The organism is Amycolatopsis sp. NPDC054798 (assembly GCF_053611505.1).
The window spans coordinates 16,701-36,257 of sequence record NZ_JBSHAM010000041.1 but is presented as its reverse complement, the minus strand read 5'-3'; the positions used below and the strand labels follow the sequence as shown (position 1 = coordinate 36,257).

At 71.5% G+C, this 19,557-nt stretch carries 2 protein-coding genes; both read left to right on the top strand.

Features of this window, described 5'->3' with window-relative positions; genetic code table 11:
* The first annotated feature begins 646 nt into the window (after positions 1-646).
* Positions 647-1,891: a serine hydrolase domain-containing protein gene (locus tag ACWGIC_RS24455; RefSeq protein ID WP_452078273.1), complete on the top strand. Its 1,245-nt coding sequence runs from the start codon at positions 647-649 to the stop codon at positions 1,889-1,891.
* Positions 1,892-1,967: 76 nt separating this feature from the next.
* Entirely contained in the window at positions 1,968-19,556 is a 17,589-nt protein-coding gene (locus ACWGIC_RS24450) for a non-ribosomal peptide synthase/polyketide synthase (protein WP_452078272.1), read from the top strand.
* Position 19,557 lies beyond the last annotated feature (1 nt).

The following is a 19,557-nucleotide window of genomic DNA, read 5'->3' as shown; positions in this document are numbered from 1 at the left end:
AGAGGCGAGAATTCCGCTCGGCGGGGATCCGGCGGAATTTTCCGGTGATCGGTTGAGGTTTAGCGGACCGATTCACCGGCTCTCCGAGATCGACTTGGCCCGCTAGCTGTTCGAAGGCGTTTTAGAAGAAGCCGGAAGGAGATCTTTTCCCCGGATGCGACGAAAGTCGGGTCGCGGTGCCGTGGTTGCTGCGGTCGGGGCAGCGGCGACGGCTGTTGGCACCACTTCTTCGGTATTGACGGCCGGTCCGGCTGCCTGCGCGGCGGCGGGTGTACGCTGGTTGGTGCAGCGGGAATCAGTGCGGTGCCCGGTCGGGACGTCCGCCGAATGCGAAGACGGATCTTCCGCTTATCTGTCAGTCGCCGTCGTGTGAGTCCGTTGTTCATATTTTAGAATGCTCTCGGCAATGTGTAACGCTGGGTGCGAACCGGCGTATGCGGGAATCCTTCGTTTGGCGGTTGCTGGAGTGCAACCGATCTAGGCAGGGTATGGATTCCGGCGCGGGTTGGGCTAGATGGCGTCCGCGCTCTGCTGGGGCCAGTGCCGCACGGGCGGGGGCAATTTCCCGGGCGGCTCCTACGAGTATCCGAAAGGCATGGTCATGCACTCCCGGAAAGAAAGATCAGAAGATCCGAGACGGCGCCCGGTGCCTGGCACCGGAAGTGCGGACCGGCTGGCCGCCCTGCTCCCGCGGCTGGCCGTCCGGCACCGGGTGCCGGGAGCGCAGGTCGTGGTCTGGTCCGGCGGCGAGTCGGTAATGGTCCAGACCGGTGTCGCGAGCAGAGGCCGGCCGATGCGAGAGAGCTCGCGGGTGCCGATCGGCTCGATCACCAAGGTGGCGACCGCGACGCTGGCGATGATGCTGGTCTCCGACGGCGATCTCGAGCTGGACCAGCCGGTCGGCGAGATACTGGGCGACCTCGGGCTTCCCGCCGCGCTGACCTTGCGCAGGCTGCTGAGCCACACCAGCGGGCTGCCCTCGGACCCGGCCGACTCCGCCGGGTCGTGCCGGAAAGAGGTGCGGTCCGCCGAGTTCGTCTGCGCGCCGGGGACCGCGTTCTCCTATTCCAATCTCGGCTACGCGCTGGTCGGCCTGCTGATCGAAGAGGTCACCGGGATGGGCTGGCGCGAGGCGGCCGAGTCGATTCTGTTGCGGCCCTTGGAGATCGAGCCGGTCTATGTCGACAGTCCGGGCGTCGCGACCGGGCACGCCCGCGACGGCGAGCGTCCGCTCGAGCAGGTGCTGCCGCCGATGCTGGACCCGGCTGGCGCGCTCGCGCTGAGCGCTCGCGACCTGGTCGCGCTGGGCCGGGTCCACCTCGGCAAACCGGGGCTGCTCGACGTCGTGACCGCCAGCGATCTGCACCGGCCGGTGCCGTGCGCGCAGCCGTTCGGCCTCGCGGACGGCTGGGGGCTGGGGCTGGCCTGCTACGGAGACGAGGAATTCCGCTGGCTCGGGCACGACGGAACGGCCGACGGAACGTCCTGCCACCTGCGGATCGACCAGGCGGGTGCGTGCGTGCTCGCGCTGACCGCCAACGGGGCCGGGGGCACCGACCTGTGGCACGACCTGGTCGAGGAGCTGCCGGAACTCGGTCTCCCGCCGCACCGCCCCCGCACTGCGGATTCCGGCCCGATTCCGATGCCAGACGGCGATTTCGGCACTTATCGCAACGGTGCCATCGGATACACGGTCCGGCCGGACGCTCAGGGCGGCGCGTGTCTCGACGTGGACGGCGACGTCTTCCCCGAGCTGACCCGGTACGCCGACGACACGTTCACCGTCCGCGATCCGGCGACCGGCCGGGCCACGCCCTGCGGCCGGTTCCGCGGCGAGCCCGGCGCGGCGACCGCCGTCGAAATCGGCGGCCGGCTCGCGCGGCGGTGCTGAGCCGCCCCTGCCACCCCCTCGTCCTCGCCCGCGCCAGGCGGGATCCCTTGGTGTGCCCGGAAGGTAGCGAAAAACGATGACCGTCCAAGACATTCCGGCCGAAACGGACTTAGCCGGCAGCCTGCCAGAGCTGTTCGCCGCACAGGTGCGGACGACCCCGGACGCGCTCGCCGTGGACGGCGCGGCGACCCGGCTGACGTACGCCGAGCTGGCGGACGAGGCGGGCAGGCTCGCCGCGCATCTGCTGCGTCTGGGGCTGCGCACGGAGGACCGGGTCGGGGTGCTGGCGGAACGGTCGGCCGGGCTGATCGTGGCGGAGCTGGCCGTGGTGATCGCGGGCGGGGCGTACGTGCCGCTCGACCGGCGCGCACCGGACAGCCGGTTGCGGACGCTGCTGGTCGAAGCCGGGGTTTCGGTGCTGCTGACCGACGACCCGGTCCGGGCGGCGGAATTCCACAGTGGACAGATCGTGGTGCTCGGACGGCCGCTGCCGGAGGCGGAGTTCCCTTCGGCGCCGGTGCGCCCGGACAACCTGGCGTATCTGATGCACACGTCGGGATCGACCGGCACGCCCAAGGGGGTCGCGGTCCGGCATCGGGACGTCGCGGCGCTCGTGGCGGATCAGCGCTTCGCCGGGGACGCGCATCGGCGGGTGCTGCTGCACTCTCCGGCCGCCTTCGACGCTTCGACCTACGAATTGTGGGTGCCGTTGCTGACCGGCGGCACCGTGGTGGTCGCGCCGCCCGGCGACCTCGACGTCGAGAGCCTTCGCGAGGTGCTTTCCCGCTGCGGCATCGGGGCGGTCTGGCTGACCGCGGGCCTCTTCCGGGTCGTCGCGGCCGAAGCGCCGGATTGTTTCCAGGGAGTACGAGAGGTCTGGACCGGTGGCGACGTCGTGCCGGCCGGTGCGGTGCGGCGGGTGCTGCGCGCTTGCCCCGGCGTGACCGTGGTCGACGGGTACGGCCCGACCGAGACCACCACCTTCGCGACGGCCCACGCGGTCGCGTCGGCGGACGTCACGGCGGTGCCGATCGGCCGCCCGCTGGACGACGTGCGCGCGTACGTCCTGGACGACGCGCTGAATCCGGTCGCGTCCGGCGAACCGGGTGAGCTGCACCTGGCCGGCGCCGGTCTCGCGCGCGGTTACTGGGCGCGCCCCGGGGCGACCGCGGAGAAGTTCATCGCCGATCCTTGCGTGCCCGGCGAGCGGATGTACCGCACCGGCGACGTGGTCCGCTGGAACGACCAGGGCGAGCTGGAATTCCTCGGCCGCACCGACGATCAGGTCAAGATCCGCGGTTTCCGGGTGGAACTCGGCGAAATCGAAACCGCGCTCGCCGAGGACGACACCGTCGCGGAGGCGGTGGTCGTCGCGCGGGAAGACGGGCCGGGCACGAAGCGGCTGGTCGCCTACGTCGTGCTGGTGCCGGGCGCGGAGCGAAAAGACCTGAAAGCCGTTGCCGCATCGGTACTCCCGAGCTATCAGGTGCCGTCGGCGTTCGTCGTGCTGGACGCGCTTCCCCTGAGCGACAACGGAAAGGTCGACCGGAAAGCGCTGCCCGCGCCGTCGGCCGAGCCGGGAGGCACCGAGCCGAAAACAGACGCCGAACGCGCCGTCGCCGAGATCCTCACGGAAGTGCTGGGCCTGGACCGCATCGGCGTCGAGGAGAATTTCTTCGCCCTGGGCGGCGACTCGATCCTGGCCGTACAGGCGTTGTCCCGGTTGCGCCGGACACTCGCCGCGGATCTCTCGGCGCGGGCGTTGTTCGACGCGCCCAGCGCGGCACAGCTGGCGCGGCTTCTGGACGACAGCCCACACGCCGAGCAGGCGATCCCGGCAGCGCCGCCCCAGGAGCTGCTTCCGTTGTCCCCGGCGCAGCGGCGCTTGTGGTTCCTCGACGAAATGACCGGCGGCAGCAGCGAATACAACACCGGCGTCGGGATCCGCCTGTCCGGCCGGCTCGATCTGGCGAAACTGCGCACCGCGCTGGCCTCCCTGTGCGTCCGGCACGAATCACTGCGGACGACGTTCGATTCCGTTGCGGGACAGGGGATGCAGCGGATCGCGCCGACCGGGGAAATCCCTTTGAGCATAGCGGATTCCGCCCCGGACGACGAGAGGCTGAAGGCGGAACTGAGCGAGCCGTTCGATCTGCGGACGGGACCGCTGACCCGCGCCGTGCTGTTCCCGCTCTCCCCGGACGAGCACCTGCTTGTGGTGTGCCAGCACCACATCGTCACCGACGGCCGGTCGATCGCCGTGCTCACCGACGAACTTCTCGAGCTGTACGACGGCAAAACCTTGTCCCCGCTGCCGCTGGGCTATCAGGATTACACCCGGTGGCGCTTGGCGTCCGAACGCCTCGACCAGCTCGGTTACTGGCGCGACGCGCTCGACGGTCTCGAACCGCTCGCGGTGCCGACCGACCGTCCCCGGCCGCCGCGGCGCACCACCGAAGGCGCGGTGCACCGGCACGACCTGCCCGCCGATCTGATCCGCCGGGTCGCGGAAGCGGGCCAGGCGCGGGGCGCGACGTTGTTCATGACCCTGACCGCGGCCGTCCAGGTCGTCCTGGCTGCCTACAGCGGGCAGCGGGACATCGCGGTCGGCACCGCGGTGTCCGGACGCGACCGGGCCGAACTGGAGCAGCTGACCGGATTCTTCGTCAACACCCTCGTCCTGCGGTCCTCTGTGGACGGTGCGCAGCCGTTCGATCAGTTCCTGACGCGATTCCGCGAGACCGCGCTGACCGCGTTCGCGCACGGTGACGTCCCGTTCGACCGGGTGGTGGAAGAGATCCAGCCCGACCGCGATCCGTCGCGGACGCCGTTGGTGCAGGCGGTCGTCGTCTTGCAGCGCCCGCTGGTGGCGGAGCGGACGGCCGCCGGATTGCGGGTGAGCGAATACGCGCTGCCCCGGCCGTCGGCGCGTTTCGACCTGGTGGTCGAGTTCTGGCCGCGACCCGACGGCCTGCGCGTCACCGTCGAGTACGCCACCGCGCTTTTCGACGCCGCCACGATTCGCCGCCTGACGCGGAGCCTGGAAGTCCTGCTCGCCGGGATCGCCGCCGATCCGGCGCGGCCGGTGGGCGACCTCCCGCTGGTCACTGCCGAGGACCGGCGGTTCCTGCTGCCGGGCCGGCCGGAAAGCGCGCTCGCCGAGACGGTGCCGGGCTTGTTCGACCGGTGCGCCGAGCGAAACCGGGACGCCGCGGCGGTGGTCTGCGGTGACGTCCGCCTGAGCTACGCGGAGCTGCAGGCCCGCTCGAACCGTCTCGCGCAGCGCCTGGTCCGGCAGGGCGTCCGGCCGGAGGAGCGGGTCGGCGTGCTGCTCGACCGTTCGGCCGACCTCGTCGTGGCCGTGCTGGCGATCCTCAAGGCAGGCGCGGCCTACCTGCCGCTGGACCTGCGCGCCCCGGCCGACCGCCTGCGCCGCGTCCTCGACGGGGTGGCGCTGGTGCTCACCGATCGCGCTTGGCACGACACAGCCGTCACTGTCCACAAGGGAACGTCCCTGCTCGTGACAGAGGTCGACGAGCCCTCCGCCGCACCGGCGATCCCTCTCAGCCCGCAGAACCTGGCCTACGTCGAGTACACGTCGGGGTCGACGGGCGTCCCCAAGGGCGTGGCCGTGCGCCACACAGACGTCACGGCGCTCGCGACCGACCCTCGGTTCACCGGCCACGAGCGGGTCCTGCTGCATTCGCCGCTGGCCTTCGACGCTTCGACCTACGAGCTGTGGGTACCGCTGCTCAACGGCGGCACTGTGGTGGTCGCGCCGCCGGGCGACCTGGACGCCGACGCGATCCAGCGGCTGGCCGCGGAGCACCGGATCACCGCGCTCTGGCTGACCGCCGGGCTTTTCCGGCTCTTCGCCGAGGAGACGCCCGAGTGCTTCGCCGGGCTGCGCGAGGTCTGGACCGGCGGCGACGTCGTGCCGCCGGCCGCGGTGCGCCGGGTCCTCGACGGCTGCCCGGGAATCGCCGTCGTGGACGGTTACGGCCCGACCGAGACCACCACTTTCGCCACCTCGTACTGGATGTCGGCCGACGTCCCGGACGTCATCCCGATCGGCACGCCGCTGCGGGACGTCCGGATCCACGTCGTCGACGACTGGCTCCGCCTGCTGCCGCGCGGCGCGGCCGGCGAGGTCTGCATCGCCGGCGCCGGGCTCGCGCGGGGATATCTCGACCAGCCGGGCGCGACCGCGGACCGGTTCGTCGCCGATCCGTTCGGCCTCCCGGGCGAACGGATGTACCGGACCGGCGACCTGGGCCGGTGGCGCACCGACGGGACGCTCGAATTCCTCGGCCGCGTGGACGACCAGGTCAAGATCCGCGGCTTCCGCGTCGAACCGGCCGAAATCGAACGCGCACTGGCCGCCGAAGACGAGGTGGCGCAGGCGTTCGTGACGATCCGGTCTGTCAGCGGACGCAAACAGCTGGTCGGCTACGTGGTCGCGGCGGACCCGGTGGACGCTGTCGACACCGAAGCGCTCCGCCGGTCCGTTGGCCGCACGCTTCCGGATTACCTGGTGCCGTCGGTGATCGTTCCGTTGGCCCAGTTGCCGCTCACCGCCAACGGGAAGGTCGACCGCCGCGCCCTGCCGGAGCCCCAGGTCGCCAGCGAGAAGACGGTGGCGCCGCGCACCGAGCGGGAAGCGGTGCTCGCGGGGATCTGGGCCGAGGTGCTCGGCCTCGACCGCGTCGGCGTCGAGGACAACTTCTTCGCCCTCGGCGGCGATTCGATCCTGAGCATCCAGGTGAGCGCTCGCGCCCGGCAGGCGGGGCTCAGCGTGACCACCGCCGATCTGTTCCGCCACCAGACCATCGCCGCGCTCGCCCCGGCCGTCGCCGAGGCCACGGCGATCCCGGCTCGCGGCCCGGAAAGCGGCGACGTCGTCCTGACCCCGATCCAGCACTGGTTCTTCGGGCTGGACACGGACCGCTTCGACCAGACGATCGCCGTCCAGCTGCCCGCCGACGTCGACTTGACCGCGCTGATCACAGCGCTGGCCGCGTTGTCCGAGCAGCACGACGCGTTGCGGATGCGGTTCAGCCATGACCGCGACGCTTGGCATCAGCACAACACCGCCGTCGGCGAGGGACACACGCTGCTGCGGTGGTCGCTGAGCGGTGAGCCGAGGACGCTGCACCTGGCCGCGCACCACCTGGTGGTCGACGGCGTGTCGTGGCGGTTGCTGCTCGAAGACCTCGACCGTGGATACCAGCAGGCTGTGCGCGGCGAGCCGATCGACCTCGGCCCGCGGACGACGTCCTTCCGCGAGTGGGCGCGAAAGCTCGCCGAGCACGCGGAAGCAGGCGGCTTCGACGACGAACTCGCGCACTGGTGGGAACTGCCCGCGCCGACCCCGCTCCCGGTCGACGGGACCGCGGAGAACACCTTCGGCCGAGCCCGCGTCGTCACGGCCCGGCTCACCGCGGACGAGACGCACGCCCTGCTGCGCCAAGTGCCGCGGGCGTACCGGACGCAGGTCAACGACGTGCTGCTGGCCGCGCTGGGCCGGGTGCTGGGCGATTGGACCGGGCAGCAGCCGGTCGTCGACCTCGAAGGGCACGGCCGCGAGGAACTGTTCGACGGCGTCGACCTGTCGCGCACGGTCGGCTGGTTCACCAGCATGTTCCCGGTCGCGCTGGACGTCCCGGACGGCTGGGGCGCGGCGCTGAAAGCGGTCAAGGAACAGCTGCGCGCGGTCCCGCGCCGGGGGATCGGCTACGGCGCGCTGCGGTACCTCGCCGGCTCGGCTCCGGTGATCGAACCGCAGGTGAGCTTCAACTATCTCGGCCAGTTCGACCTGCCCGGCGACCTGTATCCGGCACTGCACCGCGAACTCTCGCTGGACGTCGCGCCCGGCACTGTCCGTCCGCACCTGCTGGAGGTGGTCGGCCGGGTCGAGGGCGGCGAGCTGGAGCTGGCCTGGCATTACGCCGAGGGCGTCCATGAAAAGGCCACTGTGGACAGACTCGCCGCCGCCATGGCCGAGGCGCTACGCGAGATCGTCCGGCACTGCGCGGAGCCGGAGGCGGGCGGCCGGACGCCGTCGGACTTCCCGCTGGCCGGGCTCGACCAGGCAGGAGTGGACGCACTGGTCGGCGACGGCCGGGAGGTCGAGGACATCTATCCGCTGACGCCGATGCAGGCCGGGATGGTGTTCCACGACCTCGCGCAGCCCGGGGCCCGTGTCTACTTCGAACAGGTTTCGTTCACTGTGGACGACGTGCCCGATCCGCAGCGGCTCGGCGACGCGTGGCGACGGATCGTCGAGCGGACCCCGATTTTGCGCAGCCGGATCGTGTGGGACGGCGTTCCTCAGCCGCTGCAAGTCGTGCACCGCGCGGTCGAGCTGCCAGTGTCCTATCTGGACTGGTCCGCTGTGGACGCAGAGAAAGCATTGCAGCAGCTGCTGGAAGAGGACCTGGCGGAAGGATTCGAACTCGGCGAAGCCCCGCTGGCGCGGCTGGTGATCGCGAGGGAATCCGCCACCCGGGTGCGGGTGCTGTGGACGTTCCACCACGTCCTGCTCGACGGCTGGAGCGTCTTCGGCATCCTCTCCGACGTCGTCGCCCTGCTGCGCGGCGAAGAACCGCCGGTCCGGCCGCCGTTCCGCGACTACGCGGCCTGGCTGGCCGCCCAGGACGACGAGCGCGCCGAGGAGCATTGGCGGGCCGAACTCGCCGGGGTGACGCCGACTCCGCTGCCGGTCGAGCGGCCCGCCGTCCGCACGCACACGTCGAGTTCGACCGGCCGGATCCCGGTGGAGCTGGACGACGAGACGTCCGCCGCGGTGTACGCCTTCGCGCGGCGGCACCGGTTGACGGTCAACACCGTCGTCCAGGGTGCCTGGGCCGCGTTGCTGGCGCGCTACAGCGGCGAAACCGAGGTGTGCTTCGGCGCGACGGTTTCCGGCCGTCCGGCGGAATTGCCCGGCGCGGACGACATTCCCGGCATCTTCATCAACACTCTCCCGGTGCGCGTCCGGCTCGACGGCGCCCGCGGGGTCTCGGACTGGCTTCGCGATCTTCAAGCGGCGCAAGCGGAATCCCGCCGGTTCGGGCACGTCGGCCTGACGAAACTGCAGGCTTGGAGCGGCGGCGGCAGCCTGTTCGACAGCATCGTCGTCTTCGAGAACTATCCGATCGACGAGGTGTCCGAGCTGCGGGACGTCCGCGCGGCGGAGCGGACCAGCTACCCGCTGGGCGTCGTCGCCTATCCCGGGCGGCGGCTGTCGCTGATCCTCACGCACGACCCCGCTCGGATCGGCGACGCGGCGGCGGCAAGGCTCGCGGCACACCTCGAAGCGCTGGTCCGGGGCATGATCGCGGCCCCGCACGAGCCGGTGTCCCGGGTGCCGATGCTGTCCGACGCCGAGATCGCGGACCTGCTCGCCGAGCGGAACGCGACTGCCCGTCCGGTCCCAGAGGCGGCCGTGCCGGAGCTGTTCGAGGCTCAAGCCCGGCGCACCCCGGACGCTGTCGCGCTGGTGACGGACGACGAGCAGATCACCTATCGCGAACTCGACGTCCGCGCGAACCGGTTGGCTCACCGGCTGCTCGCGACGGGCGTGCAGAAAGAGGACCGGGTCGCTGTCCTGATGGACCGCTCGCCGGAACTCGTCGTCGCGGAACTCGCGATCGTCAAGGCTGGCGGCGCGTACCTGCCGCTGGACCTGCGCGCCCCCGCCGAGCGGCTGCGGCTGCTCTTGCAAGAGGCCGACGCGGCTGTCTTGGTGGCAGACGAGGTGTGGCTGGCAACCGCCAAGGAAGTCCACACCGGCGCCATCATCACCGGCGAGAGCAGCGCACCGGACACCCCGCTAGCTGTCCGCGTCGATCCCGAACAGCTCGCCTACGTCATCTACACGTCCGGTTCGACCGGCCGTCCGAAGGGCGTGGCGGCCCGGCATCGCGACGTCGTGGCGCTCACCGCCGACCAGCGGTTCGCCCGGCACGACCGGATTCTGCTGCATTCGCAACAGGCCTTCGACGCCGCGACCTACGAGCTGTGGGTGCCGCTGCTCAACGGCGGCACCGTCGTGCTGGCCCCGCCGGGAGACGTCGACGTCGAGACGCTCGGCCGCTCGCTCACGACGCACGGCGTGACCGGCGCGTTCCTCACCACCGGGCTGTTCCGCCTGGTCGCGCAGGAATCGCCGGAGGTCTTCGCGGGCGTGCGGGAAGTCTGGACCGGCGGCGACGCCGTCCCCGCGGCCGCGCTGCGCCGGGTCCAGGCAGCCTGCCCGGACACCCTGGTCGCCGACGTCTACGGCCCCACCGAGACCACCACGTTCGCGACCGTGCACCCGCTGCCCGGCGAGGTGCCGGACGTCGTCCCGATCGGCGGACCGCTCGACCACACCCGGGTCTACGTCCTCGACGACGACCTCCGGCTCGCGCCGCCCGGTGCGCCCGGCGAGCTGCACATCGCCGGCGCCGGGCTGGCGCGCGGGTACCTCGGCCGCTCCGGGCTGACCGCCGAGCGGTTCGTCGCGGATCCGTTCGGGCCGCCGGGGGAGCGGATGTACCGCACTGGCGACCTGGTGCGCTGGAACGACGAGGGCGTGCTCGAATTCGTCGGCCGGGTGGACGAACAGGTCAAGATCCGCGGCTTCCGGGTCGAGCCGAGCGAGATCGAGGCCGCGCTCGGCGAACATCCGGGCGTCGAGCAGGCGGCCGTGCTGGCGCGTTCGGACGGCGGCGTGAAGCGGCTGGTCGCTTATGTCGTCGGCGAAACCGGCGACTTGGCGGACTTCCTCGGCCGGACGCTGCCGGACTACATGGTGCCCGCCGCGTTCGTCCGGCTGGAGCGGTTCCCGGTGAACGTCAACGGGAAACTGGACCGGCAGGCGTTGCCGACGCCCGAGTTCGGCGCGCGGGACCACGTCGCGCCGCGGACCGAACGCGAACGCGCGATCGCGGAGATCTGGGCCGACGTGCTCGGCGTCGAACGGGTCGGCGCGACCGACGATTTCTTCGAGCTGGGCGGCGATTCGATCCTCAGCATGCAGGTGGTCTCCCGTGCCCGCCGGGCCGGGCTGGAGTTGCAGCCCGGCGACCTGTTCGCGCACCGCACCCCGGCCGCGCTCGCCGCGGCCGCCCGCACCGCGACGGCAGCCGTCGAACGCGGTCCGGTCGAAGGCCCGGTGCCGCTGACGCCGATCCAGCGCTGGTTCTTCGCGACGCAAACCGCCGAGCCGGACCATTTCCACCAGTTCGTCGAGCTAGGAACTGTCGACGCGGACGCGGCACGTGCGGCCGTCGAGGCGCTGCTGGCGCACCATGACGCGCTCCGGATGCGCTTCGCCCGCGGGGAAACCCACTGGCTCCAGGAGAACGGTCCGGTCGGCGCCGAAGCACCGCTGGTCCGGTTCGACCAGGACCGGCTCTCGGTGCACCACCTCGTGGTCGACGGCGTCTCCTGGCGCGTGCTCCTCGAGGATTTCGAGCGCGCCTACGGCCAGGCGTCGCAGGGCAAGCCGATCGATCTCGGCCCCCGCACGACGTCCTTCCGCGACTGGGCGATCCGGCTCGCCGAGCACGCCGCCGAAGGCGGGTTCGACGAGGAACTGGGCTACTGGCGCGGTGTGTCCGGCCGGACCACGGTGCCGGTCGACGGCCGAGGAGACGCGACTAACGCTTCGCTGCGCTCGGTGACCGTCCGGCTGTCCGCGGTGGAGACCGGGGCGTTGCTGCGAGACGTCCCGAAGGTCTATCGCACGCAGGTCAACGACGTGCTGCTGACCGCGCTCGGCCGGGTCCTGCGCGAATGGACCGGCGGGACGCCGGTGGTCGATCTGGAAGGCCACGGCCGCGAGGAGCTGTTCGACGACGTCGATCTGTCGCGGACGGTCGGCTGGTTCACCACGGTCTTCCCGGTGGCGCTGGATGTCCCGGAAGACTGGGGCGCGGCGCTGAAGTCGGTGAAGGAACAGCTGCGCGCGGTGCCGCGACGCGGGATCGGTTACGGCGCACTACGTTACCTGACCGGCACCGCCCCGGAGATCGACCCGCAGGTGAGCTTCAACTACCTCGGTCAGTTCGGCTCCGGCCGGCTGGAATCCGACGAAAGTCCCCGCTCGGCTCGCGCGCACCTGCTGGACATCGTCGGCCGCGTCGAAACCGGCGAGCTGGAATTGACCTGGTACTACGCCGAAGGCGTCCATGATCGATCCACTGTGGACACCTTGGCCGCCGCGATGACCACCGCCCTGCGCGAAATCATCCGGCACTGCGCCGACCCCGCCGCGGGCGGGCGCACTCCGTCGGACTTCCCGCTCGCCGCCCTCGACCAGGTAGGAGTGGACGACCTGGTCGGCGACGGCCGGGAGGTCGAGGACGTCTACCCGCTGACGCCGATGCAGTCCGGGATGGTGTTCCACGCGTTGTCCCAGCCGGGGGAGCGGGTCTACTTCCAGCAGGTCGGTTTCGTCCTCGACGGCGTCGAGGATCTGGCTGCCCTGGAACGGGCCTGGCAGCAGACGGTCGACCGGACGCCGGTGCTGCGGACTCGGATCGCCTGGGAAGGCGTGCCCGAGCCGGTCCAGGTCGTCCAGCGGCAGGTTCCAGTTCCGATCGCCCGCCACGACTGGCGCGACCGGACTCCGGACGAGCGCGACCAGGCGTGGCAGGACCTGCTCGCCGAGGACCGGGCCCAGGGGCTTGATTTCACCGAAATGCCGTTGCTGCGACTGGCTTTCGCGCGACTGTCCGACACCGAGGTCCGGGTGCTCTGGACGTTCCATCACGTCCTGCTCGACGGCTGGAGCGTCTTCGGCGTGCTGTCCGACGTCTTCGCCGCCTACTCCCGCGCCGAGCTTCCCGAACGGCCGCCGTTCCGCGACTACGTCGCCTGGCTGGAGAGGCAGGACGACGCCGCCGCCGAGGAACACTGGCGGCGCGAACTCGGCAGTCTCGTCGCGCCTGCTCGGCTGCCCTACGACCGGGCCCCGGCGCAGGCGCACACCAGCCGGTCGTCGGAATGGCTGCGCGTGCCGGTCGAAAACTCCGGACGGCTGCGGGACTTCGCCCGCCGGGCCGGTCTGACGCTCAACACCGTCCTGCAAGGCGCCTGGGCGCTGGTGCTGGCCCGGCTCAGCGGCGAGCGCGACGTCTGCTTCGGCACCACCGTCTCCGGACGTCCGGTCGATCTGCCCGGCGCGGACGACATCACCGGCATCTTCATCAACACCCTGCCGGTGCGCGTCGCCGTGACCGGAGCCGACGTGACCGAATGGCTGGCCGGACTGCAGGCCGCACAGGTCGAGTCCCGCCGGTACGGCCACCTGCCGCTGACGAAGCTGCAGGCGTGGAGCGGTTGCGGGGGAAGCCTTTTCGACAGCATCGTGGTGTTCGAGAACTATCCGATCGACAAAGCCTCGACGCGGGGATTGCGGCTGCGCGACGTCGACGCGGCCGAGACGACGAACTACCCGATCAGCGTCGTCGCGTCGCCGGGAGAGCAGCTGACCTTGGACGTCGGCTACGACCCCGATCTGTTCGACGCGCAGACCGCGGAGCGGATCACCCGGCAGCTCACCGCCGTCCTCGACGCTTTCGGCGCGGACCCGCACCGGTCGCTGGAGGACATCGACCTGCTCACCGAAGCAGAGCGGCACCAGGTGCTGGTCGAATGGAACGACACCGTCCAGCCGCTCCCGGACGACGACCTGACCGGGCTGTTCGCCGCGCAGGTCCGGCGCGCGCCGGAAGCGGTCGCGGTGGCGGGCGACGGGATCAGCCTCTCCTACGTGGAGCTGGACCGGCGGGCCGACCGGCTCGCCCGGTATCTGGTTTCGCTCGGGGCGGGACCGGAGACGCTCGTCGGCGTCCTGATGGACCGTTCGCCGGGGCTGATCGTCGCCGAGCTGGCGATCGTCAAAGCCGTTGCCGCCTATCTGCCGCTGGACACCCGCGCCCCCGAACCCCGGCTGAAGACTCTCCTGTCCGGGGTGAAAATCCTGGTCACCGACGAGACCTGGCGCGAGACCGCGACGAAGGTCCACAGTGGACTCATAGTGCTTCCCGGCGAGCAGACCGCGGATGTCCCGCTCCCGCAGGCAGATCCGGACAACCTGGCGTACGTCATGTACACCTCGGGTTCGACCGGAAAGCCGAAGGGCGTGGCCCCTCGCCGCCGGGACATCGTCGCGCTGGCGGCGGACCGTCGCTTCGCCGAGCATCGCCGGGTCCTGCTGCACGCGTCGCAGGCCTTCGACGCCTCGACTTACGAACTCTGGGTGCCGCTGCTCAACGGCGGCACGGTCATCGTCGCCCCGCCCGGGGACCTCGATCTGGAAACGATGAGCCGCCTGTTCGCCGAGCACCGGGTCAACGCCGCCTTCCTCACCACCGGCCTGTTCCGGCTCGCGGCGAAGGAAGCCCCGGAGATCTTCACCGGGCTGCGGGAGGTCTGGACCGGCGGCGACGCCGTCCCGTCGGCCGCCGTGCGGCGGGTGCGGGAAGCCTGCCCGGACACGACCGTCGTGGACGTCTACGGCCCGACCGAGACCACGACCTTCGCCCTGTCGCATCCGGTTCTCGGCCCGGTGCCGGACGTCGTGCCGATCGGGAAGCCGCTGGACAACACGCGTGCCTACGTCCTCGGCCCGGACCTGCGGCCGGTGCCGCCAGGTGCGCTCGGCGAACTGCACCTCGCGGGCGCCGGCCTGGCGCGGGGCTACCACGGCGAACCCGGACTGACCGCCGAGCGGTTCCTGCCCGATCCGTTCGGGCCGCCGGGGGAGCGGATGTACCGCACCGGCGACCTCGTCCGCTGGACCGCCCGGGGCGAACTGGACTTCGCCGGCCGCGTGGACGAGCAGGTCAAGATCCGCGGGTTCCGGATCGAACCCGGCGAGGTCGAGGCCGCTTTGGCGGCGCATCCCGGCATCTCCCAGGCCGCTGTGCTCGCCCGGGAGGACCACGGCGTGAAGCGGCTCGTCGCCTATTACACCGGCGAGGCGGACGGCCTGCCCGCGTTCCTCGGCCGGACCCTGCCGGACTACCTGGTTCCGGCCGCGTTCGTCCGGCTCGACCGGTTGCCGTTGACCGGCAACGGAAAACTCGACCGGCACGCTCTGCCCGCTCCGGACTTCGGCACGACCGGCGTCCGCACGGCCCCGGCGACGGAGGCCGAACGGGTGCTGGCCGGGATCTGGTCGGAAGTGCTGGGCGTCGAAGAAATCGGCGCCGAGACGAACTTCTTCGAACTCGGCGGCGACTCGATCCTCAGCATCCAGGTCGTTTCGCGGGCCCGCCGCGCCGGGCTGATCCTCTTGCCGCACGAGGTGTTCCGGCATCCGACTCTCGCCGCCTTGGCCGCGCACGCCGGTGGCGACCGCGGCCCGGAAGCCGAGCAGGGCCCGGTTGTCGGCGACGCGCCGCTCACGCCGATCCAGCGCTGGTACTTCGAAACCCAGCCGGAGCGGTTCGACCAGCGGGTGGTGCTGGAGTTCGCCGAGGACATCGACGAGGCAGCGCTGCGGCGTGCGCTGGAAGCGGTTTGGGCGCACCACGACGCCCTCCGCCTGCGCTTCGGGCAGACACAGCACAGCGACGCGCCCGGCCCAGTGGAACTGCTCGTCGGCGAGCCCGCTTTCGACGTCGCACGCGGCCCGCTGCTGAACGCGGTCGTCGACGGGCGACGGCTGCTGCTGGCCGCGCACCACCTGGTCATCGACGGCGTTTCGTGGCGGATTCTCTTGGAGGACTTGGAAACCGCCTACCGGGGCGAAGCCCTCGAACCCAAGACGACGTCGTTCCTCGCCTGGGCCCGGCGGCTCGCCGAACACGCCGAGGCGGGCGGTTTCGACGACGAACTCGCCCATTGGCGGTCCCTTCCGCCGGTGGCCTCGGCCGAACCGGGCGTCATCGCCGACACCCGCGAGGTCACCGTTTCCCTTACCGCGGAGGAAACCCGGGCGCTGCTGCAGGACGTCCCCGAGGTCTATCGGACGCAGGTCAACGACGTGCTGCTCACCGCGCTGGGCCGCGTGCTGCGGGACTGGACCGGCGAGATCCCGGTGATCGACCTCGAAGGCCACGGCCGCGAGGACCTGTTCGACGGGATCGATCTGTCCCGGACGGTCGGCTGGTTCACCAGCATGTTCCCGGTGGCGCTGGACGTCCCGGACGAATGGGGTCCCGCGCTGAAGTCCGTGAAGGAACAGCTGCGCGCGATCCCCCGGCGAGGGATCGGCTACGGCGCGCTGCGCTACCTGACCGGCACGGCACCGGCGATCGACCCGCAGGTGAGCTTCAACTACCTCGGGCAGTTCAGCGCGGCGGAAGGCGGGCTTTTCCGCGTCGGTAGCCTAGACGCCGACGTCGATCCGAACGCGCCCCGGACCCACGTGCTCGACGTCGTCGGCCGCGTCGAAGCGGGCGTGTTGGAACTGACCTGGTCCCACGCCACCGCCGGGGACGCCGTCGAAACCCTGGCCGGGCGGATGCTGACCGCGCTGCGGGAAATCATCGCGCACTGCGCCGAGCCGGGCGCGGGCGGGCGCACCCCGTCCGACTTCCCGCTGGCCGCGCTCGACCAGTCCACTGTGGACAAACTGGTCGACGGGCGAGCAGTCGAGGACATCTACCCGCTGACCCCGATGCAGGGCGGGATGGTCTTCCACGGCCTGTCGCAAACCGCTCAGGGCATGTACTTCGAGCAGGCGACCTTCGTGCTCGAAGGCGTCACCGATCCGCAGCGGCTCGGCCGGGCGTGGCAGCAGGTCGTGGACCGGACGCCGGTCCTGCGCACGTCGTTCGTCTGGACCGGGGTGGACGAGCCGGTGCAGGTCGTGCACCGCGACGCCGAGCTGCCGGTCCGGCACCTCGACTGGACCGACGTGGACAGCCGCGAAGCGGAGCTGGCGCGGCTGCTCGCCGAAGACCGGGCAGCGGGCCTGGACCTGGCCGTCGCGCCGCTGGCCCGGGTCGCGCTCGCCCGCCTCTCGGAGACGGAAGTCCAGGTGCTGTGGACGTTCCACCACGTCCTGCTCGACGGCTGGAGCGTCTTCCAGGTGCTCTCGGACGTCTGTACGGCCTACGCCGGGCAGCCGCTGCCGTCGCGGCCCCCGTTCCGCGACTACCTCGCCTGGCTGGGCGAGCACGATCAGGCCGCCGCCGAACAGTTCTGGCGCACCGCGCTCGCCGGGATCGAAGGCCCGACGCAGCTGCCCGCCGACCGGACGCCGCCGTCCGGCCACGCCCCGTGCTCGGCCGAATGGCTGCCCGTCCGCCTGGATCGGCCAGCCACCGCCCGGCTGGACGCGTTCGTCAAACGCCACGGCCTCACGCACAACGTCGTGCTGCAGGGGGCGTGGGCACTGCTACTCTCTGTTTACAGTGGACAGAGTGACGTCGTGTTCGGAGCGACCGCTTCCGGCCGCCCGGCCGAAGTGCCCGGGGTGGACGACATTCCCGGCATCTTCATCAACACCCTGCCGGTCCGGGTCGCTGTGGACCGCGGTGCCGCCGTGGCGGAGTGGCTTGCCGGATTGCAGGCGGCGCAGGCCGAAGCACGCGGGCACGGGCATGTCCCGCTCGCGCGGGTGCAGGGCTGGGCGGGACTGCCGGGCGGGGTGAACCTGTGCGACAGCCTGGTGGTGTTCGAGAACTACCCGATCACCGGCGCGTCCGCCGGGCACGGACTGACCGTGCGCGACCTGTCCGCCCGGGAGACGACGAACTTCCCGGTCACCGTGGTGGCCTCGCCGGGTCCGGAGCTGTCGGTGGACGTCGGCTACGACCCGGCGCTGTTCGATCCCGCGACGGTGACCGCCCTGGCGGCCCGGCTGCTGGAAATCCTCAGCGGCCTGACCTCGGACGGCGCCCGCCCGCTCGGCGCGGTCCCGGTCGTCACCCCGGCGGAGACCCAGTTCCTCGCCGAACAGGCCGACACCTGCGGCGAACCGGAGCCCCGGTCGCTGCCCGGCCTGTTCGCCGAGCAGGTCCGGGTCCGGCCGAACGCGCTCGCGGCCGTCCTCGGCGGCGAACCGGTCACCTACGCCGAGCTGAACCGGCGGGCCAACCGCCTCGCGAACCGGCTCGCCGGGCTCGGGCTGCGGCCGGAGGAACCGGTCGGGCTCGCCGTGGACCACGCGGACGCGGTGATCGCCGAACTGGCGGTGGCCAAGGCGGGCGGCGCGTACCTGCCGATCGACACGCGCGCTCCGCTCGAACGGCAGCGGACGCTGCTCGACGGCGTCCGGTTCATCGTCGCGGCGGAAGAACACCCGCTCGGCCAGACGGTGCTGCTGTCCTCTGTGGACGACGAGCCGGACAGCGATCCGGACCTCATCGTGGACCCGGACCAGGCGGCCTGCGTGATGTACACGTCCGGTTCCGCCGGGACGCCGAAGGGCGTGGTGGTGCGCCATCGCGACATCGCGGCGCTGGCCGCCGACCACCGGTTCCGCGGCGGGGCGCACGAACGGGTCCTGCTGCATTCGCCGCTGGCGTTCGACGCCTCGACCTACGAGCTGTGGGTGCCGCTGCTCACCGGCGGCTGGGTCGTCACCGGCCCGGGCTCCGGCATCGACGCGCCGCTGCTGCGCGGCCTCGTCCGCGAGCACGGCCTGACCGCGGTCTGGGTCACCGCCGGGCTCTTCCGGATCCTGGCGCAGGAAACGCCGGAGTGCTTCACCGGCCTGCGCGAGGTCTGGACCGGCGGCGACGTCGTCCCGGCGGAGGCCGTGCGGCGGGTGCTGGCCGCGTGCCCGGGGCTGCGGATCGTCGACGGCTACGGCCCGACCGAGACCACCGTGTTCGCCACCGCCTTTCCGATGGACGGCGCGGTTCCGGAGCGGATCCCGATCGGCCGCCCGCTGGACGGCACGCGCGTCCGGGTGCTGGACGCGGACCTGCGCCCGGTGCCGCCGGGCGTGCCCGGCGAGCTGTGCCTGGCCGGCGCGGGCCTGGCCCGGGGCTACCGGGACCGGCCGGGGCTGACCGCGGACCGGTTCGTCGCCGACCCGGACGGCCCGCCGGGACAGCGGATGTACCGCACCGGCGACCTCGTCCGCTGGACGCCCGAGGGCACGCTGGAATTCCTCGGCCGCCGCGACGACCAGGTCAAGCTGCGCGGGTTCCGGGTGGAACCGGGCGAGGTCGAGACCGCGCTGGCGAAGCATCCGGACGTCGCGCAGGCCGCGGTGCTCGTCCGGGAAGACCAGCCGGGCGTGAAACAGCTGGTCGCCTATGTGGTTTCGGCCGCGGGGGAAAACACCGAAAACGCACTCAGGGAGTTCCTGGCCCGGTCCTTGCCGGACTACCTGGTGCCGTCGGTGTTCGTCGCGCTCGACCGGCTTCCGGTGAGCGCCAACGGAAAACTCGACCGGCGCGCGCTGCCCGCCCCTCGGACAGCGGAAACCGGGCAGGTCGAGCCGGAGACGGAGACCGAACGCGCGCTCGCCGGGATCTGGGCCGAGGTGCTCGGCGCGGACCGGATCGGCGCCCAGGACAATTTCTTCTCCCTCGGCGGCGATTCGCTGCGCAGCCTGCACATCTCCGCCAAAGCCAGCGCGCTGTTCGACGTCCGGCTGACCCCGGCCGACGTGATGGCCGCGCGCACCGTCGCGGCGCTGGCCGAAACCGTCGAAGACCTCGTGCTGAGCGAGCTGGAACGGCTTGCCGCAGAACTGGAATCGTGAG

Excerpts from the sequence above, each read along its gene's own strand:
- ACWGIC_RS24450 (WP_452078272.1), top strand. The coding sequence starts at position 1,968 with ATGACCGTCCAAGACATTCCGGCCGAAACGGACTTAGCCGGCAGCCTG.